Annotated in this window: 14 protein-coding genes; 6 read left to right on the forward strand and 8 right to left on the reverse strand. The window is 49.2% G+C overall.

Translation table 11 applies throughout. The features are described 5' to 3' along the window. Positions 1-138 precede the first annotated feature (138 nt). The 5 genes from AC1DN5_RS12100 (at position 139) to AC1DN5_RS12120 (ending at position 3407) form a co-directional block, all read left to right on the forward strand. Entirely contained in the window at positions 139-1365 is a 1227-nt protein-coding gene (locus tag AC1DN5_RS12100; protein WP_188154184.1) for a DNA polymerase IV, read from the forward strand. Positions 1366-1379: 14 nt separating this feature from the next. After that, on the forward strand, positions 1380-1724 hold the full coding sequence (locus AC1DN5_RS12105; protein WP_045926984.1) for a YolD-like family protein: 345 nt from the start codon (positions 1380-1382) through the stop codon (positions 1722-1724). A gap of 101 nt (positions 1725-1825) precedes the next feature. Next, positions 1826-2032, forward strand: a complete 207-nt coding sequence (locus AC1DN5_RS12110) for a YqzH family protein (protein WP_016939183.1) — start codon at positions 1826-1828, stop codon at positions 2030-2032. A 73-nt stretch (positions 2033-2105) separates the two neighbouring features. Further along, positions 2106-3176 carry an AI-2E family transporter gene (locus AC1DN5_RS12115; RefSeq protein ID WP_047475679.1) on the forward strand — a complete coding sequence of 357 codons (1071 nt, stop codon included), beginning with the start codon at positions 2106-2108 and terminating at the stop codon, positions 3174-3176. 63 nt (positions 3177-3239) lie between these two features. Continuing rightward, on the forward strand, positions 3240-3407 hold the full coding sequence (locus tag AC1DN5_RS12120) for a DUF4083 family protein (RefSeq protein ID WP_095241772.1): 168 nt from the start codon (positions 3240-3242) through the stop codon (positions 3405-3407). A gap of 1 nt (position 3408) precedes the next feature. Here the strand turns inward: AC1DN5_RS12120 and AC1DN5_RS12125 are convergent, their stop codons facing one another. The 5 genes from AC1DN5_RS12125 to AC1DN5_RS12145 all read right to left on the reverse strand — a co-directional run bounded on the left by AC1DN5_RS12125 (position 3409) and on the right by AC1DN5_RS12145 (position 7972). Further along, positions 3409-3804, reverse strand: coding sequence for a VOC family protein (locus AC1DN5_RS12125; RefSeq protein WP_029575378.1), 396 nt, complete (start codon positions 3802-3804; stop codon positions 3409-3411). A 24-nt stretch (positions 3805-3828) separates the two neighbouring features. After that, complete coding sequence (coaA, locus tag AC1DN5_RS12130; RefSeq protein ID WP_016939187.1) at positions 3829-4788, reverse strand: type I pantothenate kinase; 960 nt, start codon at positions 4786-4788, stop codon at positions 3829-3831. 75 nt (positions 4789-4863) lie between these two features. Further along, positions 4864-6213: a D-serine ammonia-lyase gene (dsdA, locus tag AC1DN5_RS12135; RefSeq protein ID WP_188154185.1), complete on the reverse strand. Its 1350-nt coding sequence runs from the start codon at positions 6211-6213 to the stop codon at positions 4864-4866. A gap of 17 nt (positions 6214-6230) precedes the next feature. Further along, positions 6231-7007, reverse strand: coding sequence for an SDR family NAD(P)-dependent oxidoreductase (locus tag AC1DN5_RS12140; protein ID WP_188154186.1), 777 nt, complete (start codon positions 7005-7007; stop codon positions 6231-6233). 5 nt (positions 7008-7012) lie between these two features. Next, the gene (locus AC1DN5_RS12145; RefSeq protein WP_060964838.1) at positions 7013-7972 is read right to left on the reverse strand and encodes an MBL fold metallo-hydrolase; all 960 of its coding nucleotides are present in this window, start codon (positions 7970-7972) and stop codon (positions 7013-7015) included. 396 nt (positions 7973-8368) lie between these two features. Between AC1DN5_RS12145 and proC the strand changes: the two genes are divergently transcribed. After that, the gene (gene proC, locus AC1DN5_RS12150) at positions 8369-9211 is read left to right on the forward strand and encodes a pyrroline-5-carboxylate reductase (RefSeq protein WP_049628734.1); all 843 of its coding nucleotides are present in this window, start codon (positions 8369-8371) and stop codon (positions 9209-9211) included. A 34-nt stretch (positions 9212-9245) separates the two neighbouring features. Here proC and AC1DN5_RS12155 read toward each other — a convergent pair whose 3' ends face one another. Genes AC1DN5_RS12155 through AC1DN5_RS12165 form a run of 3 tightly spaced genes read right to left on the reverse strand, consistent with a single transcriptional unit; the run spans position 9246 to position 12510 of the window. After that, positions 9246-9992: a polyketide synthase gene (locus tag AC1DN5_RS12155; RefSeq protein ID WP_366969198.1), complete on the reverse strand. Its 747-nt coding sequence runs from the start codon at positions 9990-9992 to the stop codon at positions 9246-9248. A 59-nt stretch (positions 9993-10051) separates the two neighbouring features. Further along, a complete protein-coding gene (locus AC1DN5_RS12160; RefSeq protein ID WP_366969197.1) occupies positions 10052-11299 on the reverse strand; it encodes a hydroxymethylglutaryl-CoA synthase family protein in 1248 nt (415 codons plus the stop codon). 56 nt (positions 11300-11355) lie between these two features. Then, positions 11356-12510, reverse strand: coding sequence for a cytochrome P450 (locus AC1DN5_RS12165; RefSeq protein WP_366969196.1), 1155 nt, complete (start codon positions 12508-12510; stop codon positions 11356-11358). Positions 12511-12588 lie beyond the last annotated feature (78 nt).

The following is a 12588-nucleotide window of genomic DNA, read 5'->3' on the forward strand; positions in this document are numbered from 1 at the left end:
TTGTTTGCAATTGTAAATGATTTCTTTTCAAGCGGACGAATCAGCCCGTCTTCCAACCGGGGAATGATTTACCAGTATGAACGCGGTCATTGTTCGGGTAAAATGAAAAACAGAACAAACGTTCCCGGAGGTTTTTTTATGGCTGATATTCTTCTTGTTGATATGCAATCGTTTTATGCGTCTGTGGAAAAAGCGGAAGCGCCTCATCTTAAAAACCGGCCCGTCATTGTCTCGGGAGATCCCGAAAGACGCAGCGGCGTCGTGCTTGCGGCTTGTCCGCTCGCCAAACGATACGGCGTAAAAAATGCTGAACGGCTGGGGGAAGCGCAGGCCAAATGTCCAGACGCCGTTATCGTCCGGCCGCGGATGCAGCGGTATATTGATGTCTCCGTTATGATTACCGAGCTGTTCGAGCGGTATACCGATCTTGTAGAACCCTACTCCATCGATGAGCAGTTTCTCGACGTGACCGGGAGCAGGCGGCTGTTCGGTGATCCTTTTACAATCGCCAAAAACATTCAACAAGCGATTATGCGTGAATTCGGAATTTATGCCCGTGTCGGCATCGGGCCGAATAAGGCGCTCGCGAAAATGGCTTGCGACCATTTTGCCAAAAAAAACGCATCCGGCATCCACAGATTGGATATGTCAAATATCAGGCAGGATCTGTGGCCGCTGCCGGTCGGAAAATTATTCGGCATCGGAAAACGGATGGAGCATCATTTAAGGCGGATGGGCATCAGCACGATCGGCGGGCTTGCCGCGCATCCTCCCGAACTGCTGAAAAAGCGCTGGGGCATTAACGGCGAATTGCTTCAGCGGACAGCCCGGGGCATCGATCCCTCTCCGGTCACCGTCAACACGCACAGCCGGCAAAAAGCGATCGGCCATAACATGACTCTTCCGAGAGACTACAGCCGCTTTGAGGATATCAAAGTCGTATTGCTGGAGTTAAGCGAAGAAGTGGCCCGCCGCGCCCGTTTTAAACAATACATCGGCCATACGGTTTCAGTCAGCATCAGGGGCGCCGATTTTGATTTCCCTTCAGGTTTTCACAGACAGAAAAAGCTCGTCTCTCCGACCAATTTCGGAATGGATATTTTTAAAACGGCGGTCAAGCTCTTCAAAGAGCACTGGAACGGGGAGCCCGTCCGCAGCGCCGGCGTCGCCCTTTCCCAGCTGGAGCCCTGTGATTATGTTCAGCTGAGCCTGTTCGATGCCCAGGAAAAAAAGATCAGTCTCGGCAAAGTATTGGATGATATCCATGAGCGGTACGGCCCTGCGTCGCTGCTCCATGCCGTGTCGCTGACAGAGGCCGGCCAAGCCTTTCACCGGGCTGAAAAAATCGGCGGGCATTACAAATAATTGAGGTGATATACATGAATCCGAACAAATTAACACCCGGATATAATGTCATGTGGGAGTCAAGCCGGATGATGCTCCCCGAACACCGGGAGCAGCTGCTTGCAAAGAAACGAAAAGAACGGGAATTCCGGCCGCCGGAACTGAGCGAAGAGCAAATGAACGACATGAACCGCATCATTGCGGCGGCGATTGAAGAAGACAGGGCCATCTCAGTCACCTACGCTTCCGCACACGGCCCCCGCCGGTTTTGGGGATGGGTAAAACAAGTGAAGCATGACGAAAAACGTTTAAAAATCATAAACGATGAAGATGCGTTAACCCTGCCGTTTCATCTTATTCTCTCAGCTGAACTGGAATAAAAGAACCTAAAGCGGCCTGACAGAAAATATGATAGAAGAGTGGGAGGATCACATGATATTTAGTAGAATAAGGATGAATGATAAGAATAGGAGAATATACGATGGATCAATTTGTAGAAAAAATGCTGGGACAGGCCCTCCGCCAGTATGGACGGAATGTATCGACAGATCCGCTGAGCCCCTATGAAAAACAGAGTTTGAAAAAAGCTTTAGAAGAAAGAAGGAACGAAGAACCCGATGAGGACCTCCATGCCCATGTAGAAGATATTATCTACGATTATGTCACCAATCAGGGGCAGTTCTCCTGACACAGACGTTTATGCGCCGGGCGATAAGGGAAACGTCCGAGAGTAAACCCTTAAAGATTGCGTGGTGCAGAATATGCCTGTCGGGCCTTATTTCAAGATCGGCTATGCCGTTCTTCTGTTATTTCTCATCATTTATCTCGGAACATTAATAGACTTTTTGTTCCAGCCTGTTGTGATTACGGTTAAAACCTTGTTTCCGCCCATTGTGTTATCGGGCGTCCTTTACTATTTGTGCCGCCCGCTCGTCACAGTGCTGCATGCGAAATTAAAGCTGCCTGAAGGAATCGCAATTTTAGCGATTTATGCGGGAACAGCCGGCCTTTTTGTCCTCTTCCTTTACACGGCGGGCCCTGCCGTTCAAAAACAGTTTACAGCCTTCACAGATCACATTCCCGAGCTTTCCGCAAAAGCTGAAAATTGGATCGGGCATCTCCAGGACAGTAAATGGTTTTCCCGGCTTCAGCATGAGGATTCCTTCAAAAAATTAGCAGACAAAGCTGCAAATTATTCCGGTTCAATCGCTGATTCTCTCAGCAGCCTGGCCGGTGCGGCTGCCAATGCCGCCATCACCGCCGCCATTATTCCGTTTGCGCTGTATTACATGTTAAAAGAAGGAAATAAAGCGCCCCGGCGGCTGCTCCGGCTTCTTCCGGAAAAACATCAAAAGGAAGGAAAACAAATCCTCCGGGACATGGATGAGGCTCTCAGTTCATACATACAAGGACAGCTGCTCGTCAGTTTCTGTGTCGGCGTGCTCGTCACGATCGGCTATTTCATCATCGGGCTCGATTATCCGCTCGTTCTGGGCGCGTTCGCCATGGTGACAAACCTGATTCCGTTTATCGGACCTTGGATCGGCACATTTCCCGGAGTCATTGTCGGATTGTTGGATTCACCGACCGAGGCGGTGCTTGTGATTACGGTTGTCGTCATTGTCCAGCAGCTTGAAAGCCAACTGATTTCCCCGCAAATTATGGGCCGGAAGCTGGACATTCACCCGCTGACCATCATTTTTCTTCTGCTGGCCGCCGGCAAATTCTCGGGTATTGCCGGGATGCTGCTGGCCATTCCGGGATATGCGGCCGCAAAGGTGATCATAAGCCACATGCAGAAACTGTTCATACTCAGAAAAAAACAAGGCTAGAGAGACACTAAAATGAAAAATGGCGGGCTCAGAGAAGCGCCCGCCGCACACGGAGGTAAAAAGATGAACATCGGTGATGTCATTTTTCAATTGATTTCATTCGCCGCAGCCGCGGTTTTCCTGTTTGCCGTGATATATGTATTCAGAAGCTTGAACAAGCGCCGCATACAATTGGACAGAATCGAAAAGAAACTCGACGCGCTGCGCGAAGAAAAAAACGAAAAGGTATAGTTCATTCAGAATCAGAGGCAGGAGCAGCCAGCTCCACCTTTATCCGATCCGGGTCCTCCGTGTATACGGCGTAATGCGTGCTTCCGCCTGCATATGGATGGCGGTCCCTGTAAAGCACGGGGCATCCTCTGGCAAGCAGCTTTTCTGTCATCTCGTCAACCTGCTCTCTTGATGAAGCATGAAAAGCCAGATGGTTCAGCCCGACCCGGCATCTGTGGTACTCCGGTGTTAAAAAACGCTCCTTTGTCTGGACAAGCACAACATAAAATCCTGCGTTTTTCCAGCTGATGCCGGAGTCCCAATTTTGAAATTCCCTATAACCGAGCTCACCTAAAAACCATCCCCAAAACCGGGCGGAGGCTTTCAAGTCAGATACATACAATTCAATATGATGCATCATAATATTGGCTTCCTCCTTACATCACACACGCCTTACCAGCACCTCTTCAACTTTATGGCCGTCACCTTTTCTCAAAATCAAATCCGACCTGAATTTTGTCGGCAGAATATTTTCATACAGATTCGGACGGTTGACGCTCTCCCAAATGGAGGCGGCCATGGTATCCGCTTCTGCATCAGATAAATCCTTAAATTTATGAAAATAAGAGGCCGGATCCTGAAAAGCGGTTTCCCTCAAAAGACGGAAACGCTCCAAATACCACGTGAAAATCCGGCTTTCTTCAGCATCCACATAAATCGAAAAATCAAAGAAATCCGATACAAAAATCCGCGGATTTTCCCTGTCGTCCTCTAAGGTCGGCGACTGCAGGACGTTGATTCCTTCGATAATAACGATATCCGCACCTTCGACCACTTCGACGGCGCCCTCTTCCCTGTCATAAGTAAGATGGGAATATACGGGCGCCTCCACTCTCTCTTTCCCTGATTTTATATCATTCAGAAACTCAAGCAGCGCTTTCACGTCGTAACTTTCCGGGAATCCCTTTCTGGACAGAAGGTTTTTCCTTTTTAATTCCGCCGTCGGATACAAGAACCCGTCAGTTGTCACCAGGCTCACCTTCGGCCTGTCGGGCAGACGGGAAAGAAGCTTTTGCAAAATTCTTGCGGTGGTGCTTTTGCCGACGGCGACGCTGCCCGCGATTCCAATGATAAACGGGATTTTCGCTGAATGCGGATGCTTCAAAAACACGTTGACATGCTGATTACGTTTTGCGGCAGACGTGACATGAAGATGGAGCAGTCGCACAAGCGGAATATAAATCGTTTCTACTTCTTCCACCGATAGGTAGTCATTCAGCCCCTCTACGGCCTTGGCTTCTTCTTCTGAAACGGCAATGGAAAGATGACCGCCGAATCCGGCCCAAGACTCGCGGCTGTGCTGCGTGTACAATGTATGTAAGTTCAATTCTTTACTTTTCACAATTCACACCAATCTCTCTGTATGGCTTTCCGGTAAAAAAACAAACGCTTACAAAGATTGTAACGGAAAACCGCTTCACTGTCTGCCCATTTTTTTCGCAAATGAGGAACCGAGCTTGCTGTACTCTTCCATTTCCTTCTCCGGAACCATGCTCCCGCCGGTGCTCCACACAAGGTGCACGGCATTTTCCATCTCAATCCCCCGCTCTTTTATGTAACGGTTTCCCGCTTCAGTCTGAACGAACTTGACAGCTCCTGCCATGCCGGCGAGGGCAGAAGGCTCAAGGCTCTTATTCTCAGCCGTTCTTAATTGATAGAGCAGCGAAAAAAGCGTGCCGTCATCGGCGGTATAACAGCCGCTGAGTATAGGTTCCATCAGGGGGCCGGCCAGTCCGGACGGCCTTCCCACCGCAAGTCCGTCGGCGGCCGTTTGATTATCAAGACCGATATCCTGCACGCTGATTCCGTCATGCAAGCCGGAAAACAGACCCAACAGCATACACGGTGAATGCGTCGGCTCACCGAAAAAAATATGGACATGTTCGCCATAGATCAGCTTTAGCGCGAGCGCGACGCCGCCCGGTCCTCCTCCGACCCCGCACGGCAGATAGACGAAAAGCGGCTCATCTGCAGCAGGCTTAATGTTCATTTGATCCAGCTGCTTTTTTACACGGCTTCCCGCAACTGCATACCCCAAAAACAGATCCCGGGAATGCTCATCATCAATAAAATAACAATAAGGGTCCTGCTCCGCCTGAATGCGCCCTTCTTTGACAGCCAGACTGTAGTCTGCTTCGTATTCGATGACCCGAACCCCTTTTTCCCGGAGCAGCTCTTTTTTCCACTGCTTGGCGTCACTGGACATATGCACGGTCACACAAAAACCGAGCTTCGCGCCGATTATGCCGATACTCAAACCTAAATTACCCGTAGAACCGACGGCTATAGAATATTTCGAGAAAAAAGCGGTAAACCGTTCCTCAGTCAATATGCTGTAATCGTCGTCTGCTGAGAGCATTCCCGCTTTTACCGCGAGATCTTCGGCATGCTTCAGCACTTCGTAAATCCCGCCGCGCGCTTTAATGGAACCGGAAATCGGAAGTTCATGGTCGCACTTCAAAAGCAGGCGCCCGGGGAAAGCCTGAGCAGCGCTGTGTTCCAGACGCTTCTTCATTTCATTAATCAAGACAAGCGGAGATTCAATGAGGCCCCCCGCCTCTTCCGTCTCCGGGAAAGCCGCCGCGATATAAGGCGCAAACCGGCGCAGCCTTTCTTCCGCTTCGGCAATCTCCTTTTTCCATTCAGCGCCATGTTTTACTGGATCATCGGTTTTATGCGGGTTGATCCAAAATACTTCCCGCGCCTCCGCCATTTGTCTGACTAAAGGCTCTTCCATCAATGCCGTGCGTATATCCCGATCGGACATTTACTGTCTCCCCCTTGTTACTTTTTCTTTAATGCGCGGCCGGCCAGTTTTTCTGTAAACGATGGGAAAAGCTGATACAGCTTCGTCCCGAAACTCATCCATCGCGGAAGATTCATTTCCCGTTTATCCGTCAAAATCACGGACGTAATGCGCTCTGCCACATGGTCGGCATCAAGCATCCATCTGCCGACGCTTTTCACATAACCGCCCTCTTTATCTGCAATTGTAAAGAAGTCTGTTTTGATCGGGCCGGGATTAACCGTTGTCACAGCTACACCCGAACCGGCCAGTTCGAGCCGCAGCGCATTGGAATACCCTAAAACGGCGTGTTTCGTAGCGGAATAAAGGCTTGATTTCGGTGTCGCCAGTTTGCCGGCCTGTGAAGCGATATTGATAATATGGCCGCTTTTGGCGTGAAGCATCACCGGAAGACAGGCTTTCGTACAGGCAATTAATCCGAAGACATTGACTTCAAACATCGCCTTCATATCATCCAAAGATGCATCAGCGGCAGTTTCAAAAATGCCGAACCCGGCGTTATTGATTAATACATCAACATGGCCGATCAAACGCCTTACGTTTTCAGCCTCTTCTGCATGCCGGACGTCAAACGGAATGACATCACACTGTCCGCCCCGCGCAGTAATCGTTTTTTTCACTTCCTGCAAGCGGTCCTCCCGCCTTGCAGATAAAAAAACATGAGCCCCTTCCGCCGCGCAGGAATATGCAAGCCGTTCTCCGAGTCCGCCGGATGCCCCGGTGATCCAAATCCGCTTATCCGTTAATCTGCCCATTTCCTTCACCCCTTCACAGCTTTAAACATCAGAGTATTTCCCGACTGAAAGGATTCGGCCTTCCCTTTTGCAGCCAGCACGTCAAGATGGCCGATCGTTTCTGACATCGTTAAAAATAATTCATTTTCGTACACAGCCGGAAACAGCCGCCTGCATACTTGGAAAGCCGTCAGCGTTTCCTCTGACAGCAGGTGCAGCACATATTCCGCCCGGTTTCGCTGTTTTTCGAGCCGCCTGTCAGCAGCAGACCTTACGTCTTTCAGCAGCTCGCCGTGTCCAGGATATAAAAGGGACGGGTTGATATCATACAGCCGCTTCATTGATTTCAAATAGTCCAGCATCGGAGACGTGCGCACGCTCCCCTTTTCCGGAGCTTCCAAAATCGGATTTGTGGAGCTGTTGGACAAAAGCAGATCGCCGCTGAACATTTCACCGTTTTTTTCATGGTAAAGCGCAATGTGGGAGGCAGCATGCCCCGGGATTTCGAGCACCGTCCAGCCGTCCAGCCCGTCAATTTTTCCGCCTTCTCCCACTGTTTTCGTTAACGGACGGTTTGCAGAAAATAAGTATGACAGCTTAACTGTTTTATGTATGTCTTCATATGTCAGAGGAACGCCCATTTCTGTCATAAGCGACAGAAAAAAATCCTCCTGCCGGGCGATATACGACTGGTTTTGAGTAATGTACCTGTCATTCAGCGGATGCCCGATTACTTCCGTATCATCGGAAAAAAGGTGCAGCAAACCTGAATGATCTGCGTGATGATGAGTGAGCACCACCTGATCTATATCTGCTGCAGAAACACCGTGTTCTTTAAGCTGCATGAAGAGCGATTCAGCCGCTTCCTTTGTATTCGGGCCGCAATCAATGAGGGTTAAGGCTTCATCTTTTACTAAATAAACGATAACGTCGCCGACTGCAAACGGAGTCGGTACACGTATCGGAATGATCTTTCTCGCTGCCATATTTACGCTCCTTCGTTCTTTTCATTCCTGAATACTCATATTTTAGCCTTTTCTCTTCCCTGTGTCATTATTGCCGTATATCAGAAAAAAAGATTGACATCCCGCTCTGCCGCATAGCATAATGAACAACAAACTAGAAAAAACGGAACGCGATGACGAGGAACTAGTATATAAACAACGGCAGCAGAGAGCAATGTCCCCGGCTGAAAGACATTGCGGCCCTCTTGTTTACAGAACCTGCCCTCAGAGCGGTTAGGAAAACCTAAACGTATCCCCTCGTTACGGGATTTGAGCTGAGCACGGCTGATTCGTGCTAATGTAAGGTGGTACCGCGAAACCTTTTCGTCCTTTTTGACGGGAAGGTTTTTTTGTGTTTTGGAAAGAAGGAGGATTTATATGAAGAAAATCGGTTTTATCGGAGCCGGATCAATGGCGGAAGCAATGGTGAACGGACTGCTGCAAAGCGGACTGACGGCCCCCGGGCATATATATATGACAAACCGGTCAAATGACAGCCGGCTTGAAGAACTCCATAAAACGTACGGAGTGAAACCGTGCCGGGATAAAGAAGAGTTTTTCAGCAAGACCGACATTATCGTTCTCGCCTTTAAACCGAAAGATGCGGCAGAAAGCATTGAAAACATTCGCGAATACGTGAAAGATCAGCTTGTGATTTCTGTCATCGCAGGGCTGACGATTCACACCATTCAGCAATATTTCGGCAGAAAGCTCACCATCATCCGGGCGATGCCGAATACATCCGCGGCCATTCAGCAATCGGCGACCGGTTTTTCCGCAAGCTCTGAGGCGAGTGAGGCAGAAATCCGGACGGCAAAAGAGCTGCTGGAAACAATCGGAGAAGCGACGCTCTTTGAAGAAAAACACCTTGATGCCGTCACAGCCATCGCCGGGAGCGGGCCCGCCTATGTATACCGGTATGTCGAAGCGATGGAAAAAGCCGCCCTTCAAGTCGGTCTGCCGGAAGAAAAGGCAAAAGAGCTGATTTTACAAACCATGGCCGGGGCGACGGAAATGCTCAGAAAAAGCAGCAAACGACCTGAGCGCCTGCGCAAGGAAATCACAAGCCCTGGCGGCACAACTGAGGCAGGCCTTCGCGCGTTAAACGAGCGCCGCTTTGAAGAAGCCATCATTCACTGCATTACAGAAACCGCAGCCCGAAGCGCCGAAATTAAAGAACAATTCGCAGGCTCCGTGCTGCAAAAGACGGACCAATCATAAAGCATGGGGGCTCCCCATGCTTTTTTCATTCTGTTTAACTGCCGTATAAGCGGCTGATTCTCTCTTTTACTTCAGGAAGATGGAATGTGGCTTCGTGCATGTTCACCTCTTCCTCAACCGCTTTTGTCAGCTCTCTTTTGATCCGTGCGGTCACATTGGTTTTCAGCGCAACCAGTGAGGCTCTCGGTTTATCCGCCAGCAGCCGGGCCAATTCGCGGCCTCTTTGAAGGACGTCTTTTTTGGGCAGTACTTCAAACGGAACTCCCCTTTTTTCCAGAGCGGCGCCGCTGAAATTCGCGGCCGTAAACAGCATTTCTTCCCCGAGGACAATCCCCAGTTTTTCAGGCACAATATACGTCGCGCCCATTCCCGGTGTAAATCCGTACTTCATATAATTACAAGAATAAAAACTCTCTCTGCTTAAAATCACGAAATCCGAGCTCAGACCGATCGTAAAGCCGGCTCCGATCGCATGCCCCTGCATGACGGAAATCACGGGAATCCTGCAATCCAATAAAAGACTGTGAAGCTTTAAATCTGTAAATTGGAGCTTTCCGCTCTGAATGATCAAAAGCCCCTCCTGCGTTCCTCCCGTGCAGAAATAATTTCCGTAACCCGTCAGAAGGACGGTTTTATAGGACGGATGGGCATTGATGTCTTGGAATACCCGGTGCAGCTCTCTTACAAACTCTTCTGACAGCCCGTTTTTCCCGGCCGTATCCTGCATTGTGACCTGCACAATGCCCGGTTCTGTTTCCTGTACATCAATCATTGGATTCATGTTTATTCTCCGCTTCTTTAAAAATATTCAAGCCTTTCCGGCTCTGAGTGTTTCTGATATTAGGTCTTCCATTCATACTTTCTGTGAAACTCTTTTATTTCAGTCAGCACCAATCGCGTTTTTCCTTGATGCGCATTCGGGATGTCTGCTGCGGGCGCGGCATTTCTTGTGCCGAATTTTACGATGCCGCTGTCTTGGAGCAGCCGGTCATAATCAGCCATCGATAAACGGACGCGTTCATCCAAATGCCGGCTGATCTGAAATTGATTCTGCCGCGTCCGGCTTTGCGGCATAACGACACCGCTGTAAAATTCAGAGCAGCAGCCCGAACCGTATGAAAAACAGCCGACGCGTTTCGGCGTTTCAAAAGAGCCATTATCAATCGTGCTGGCAAGAGATAAAAATACGGTGGCTCCCATGATGTTGCCGACGCGCTGACAGTATTGAATCCCAGGCAGCACGCGTTGCTGAAAATCCGCTTCAATGTCTTGCGGCTTAGCCTTTGCCAATTTTCTCATCATCGTCCGATGCGCTCCTTTTACCATTCCGCCAAACGGAGTATGAAAAGAAAGGTATTGAAATGTACTCTTATAATCCGCCCCGCTCACACGCTTTCGGTATTCCTGAAATGATTTTTCACAGCAGTCCAAATAAGACATGAGCGACAGATCAGCATCCCCCGCTTCACTATCCGGAATCGGGCGGCAGGTATCCATGACTTCATACCCGTAATACCCGCTTGCGCCTTGATCAAGCAAAAAGACATGAGGGGTGCTGCTGACTAAAAGCGCCACAGCTCCCGCCCCCGCACTCGGTTCGGCATAGGACCATTCCTCCGTCAACGCGTCACCGCCTTCAGCCACTAAAAAGCGGGAAATATCCGTTCCGATGATGAGCGCTTTCGCTCCCGGTGATGTTTGCGATAAAATGAAATTCACGCCCATCTGAAACCCGGCCGTTAAAGAATAGCAAGCCTGTTTCACCTCAAATAACCGGCAATTCCGCTTCAGCTGCAAATAATCATGGACGTATGTACTGATGGATTTGCCAAAATCAATCCCGGATTCCGTACAGGTGATCACCATTTCAATCTGATTCCGTTCCTCTTCTGACAGAGAGTCGATAATCGGTTTTGCGGCATTTACAGCGAACGTAATCGGATCTTCAAACGGAAGCGCCACCACTTTTTCTTTCATCAGCAGGTTCTCAAACCTTTTTTTATCCAGATTCCGATGTTCCGCAAGCTCCATGACGTCTACATACGCGGTTCCGCCAAACACGTTCATTGCTTCGATTCCTACATTCATTTCTCCAAGCCCCCAGAGTAAAGAGGCTTCCCATGAAGCCTCTTTTATTTTTTCGTTCAAAACTCGACAAGCAGCCTGTCAACGCCGTGAAATACAGGGCTCGGAACCAGATTCGGTTCTTGATCCTCAGTAAAACGCCATGCGGGCATCTGTTCAAAAAAGTGGGAAAGCGCGATTTTCGCTTCAAGCCGGGCCAGCGGCGCTCCTAAACAATAATGGCTGCCCTGGCCGAATGACAAATGCTGATTCGACTTTCGTCCCAAATCAATTTGATCGGCATTTTCAAACTTCTTTTCATCTCTGTTCGCCGATCCAATCCACGCATACACTTTTTCTCCGGCCGGAATCGTTTTTCCGCCAATCTCGCTCTCAACCGCGGTGTAGCGGGTTACCCGCTGAATGGAAGGTCTGAGGCGGATGACTTCCTCAATAAAGTCAGGGAGAAGCGCCTTATTTTCAAGCAGCCGGGGCAGAATATGCGGAAACTCCTTGAGACTGAGAAATGAATTTCCGATCACATTTTCCGTCGTTACGTGCCCCGCGACGATCAACAAGCCGCAAAAACCGATTAATTGCTTGTCTGACAGCGGCTCTCCGTCTAAATCAGCTGAAATTAAATGGCTGATTAAATCATTTTCCGGCTGTTTTCTCCGCTGTAAAATAAACTGCATGAAGTATCCGATCATCTGCTTTTGCACTTCATTCATTTTCTTTTCATCTTTTACATTCTGGCTTTGGTCGACCCAGCTTTTAAAGATATCCCTGTCTTTCGGAGGAAATCCTAAAAGCTCTGCGATCACGATAATCGGAAGCGGAAATGCGTAATCTTCAATAATGTCCATCCTGCCTTTTGAACGGACGGCCTGAAGCAGGTCATCAGCGATAGCGGCTATACGCGGTGTAAGAGTCTCAACCGATTTCGGCATGAACGGCTGATTGACCAATTTTCTGAAGACGGTGTGTTCAGGCGGGTCCATTTTCAAAAGGCTGTCTTTGTTAATATGCCGGATCATTTTTTCCTGCTTGTCCGCACTTAAGTATTTATGATCGGAAGAAAAATGACTGTAGTCAGAAATCACCCGCTTCACTTCATCATAGGTGAAGATTTCCCAGCAATCTTCCTTTTCATTGTAATGAACGGGAGAGGTTTCTCTCATCGTTTGGTACCACTTGTACGGCTGCTGCTGTCTGATTTTTGTTAAACTGGTCATTTTCATTCCTCCAAGATGTGATCAAGATTTGAAAAGACCCGCCAAAGCTTACGAGTAAACCCGGCGGGCGGAAATGTG

It is taken from the genome of Bacillus sp. 01N42_2 (genome assembly GCF_056399565.1).

Coding starts and splice junctions, on each gene's coding strand:
- AC1DN5_RS12125 (WP_029575378.1), bottom strand. CDS start 3,804: ATGCATCATATTGAATTGTATGTATCTGACTTGAAAGCCTCCGCCCGG.
- dsdA (WP_188154185.1), bottom strand. CDS start 6,213: ATGTCCGATCGGGATATACGCACGGCATTGATGGAAGAGCCTTTAGTC.
- AC1DN5_RS12115 (WP_047475679.1), top strand. CDS start 2,106: ATGCCTGTCGGGCCTTATTTCAAGATCGGCTATGCCGTTCTTCTGTTA.
- AC1DN5_RS12140 (WP_188154186.1), bottom strand. CDS start 7,007: ATGGGCAGATTAACGGATAAGCGGATTTGGATCACCGGGGCATCCGGC.
- AC1DN5_RS12165 (WP_366969196.1), bottom strand. CDS start 12,510: ATGACCAGTTTAACAAAAATCAGACAGCAGCAGCCGTACAAGTGGTAC.
- AC1DN5_RS12110 (WP_016939183.1), top strand. CDS start 1,826: ATGGATCAATTTGTAGAAAAAATGCTGGGACAGGCCCTCCGCCAGTAT.
- AC1DN5_RS12145 (WP_060964838.1), bottom strand. CDS start 7,972: ATGGCAGCGAGAAAGATCATTCCGATACGTGTACCGACTCCGTTTGCA.
- AC1DN5_RS12100 (WP_188154184.1), top strand. CDS start 139: ATGGCTGATATTCTTCTTGTTGATATGCAATCGTTTTATGCGTCTGTG.
- AC1DN5_RS12160 (WP_366969197.1), bottom strand. CDS start 11,299: ATGAATGTAGGAATCGAAGCAATGAACGTGTTTGGCGGAACCGCGTAT.
- proC (WP_049628734.1), top strand. CDS start 8,369: ATGAAGAAAATCGGTTTTATCGGAGCCGGATCAATGGCGGAAGCAATG.
- AC1DN5_RS12155 (WP_366969198.1), bottom strand. CDS start 9,992: ATGAATCCAATGATTGATGTACAGGAAACAGAACCGGGCATTGTGCAG.
- AC1DN5_RS12105 (WP_045926984.1), top strand. CDS start 1,380: ATGAATCCGAACAAATTAACACCCGGATATAATGTCATGTGGGAGTCA.
- AC1DN5_RS12120 (WP_095241772.1), top strand. CDS start 3,240: ATGAACATCGGTGATGTCATTTTTCAATTGATTTCATTCGCCGCAGCC.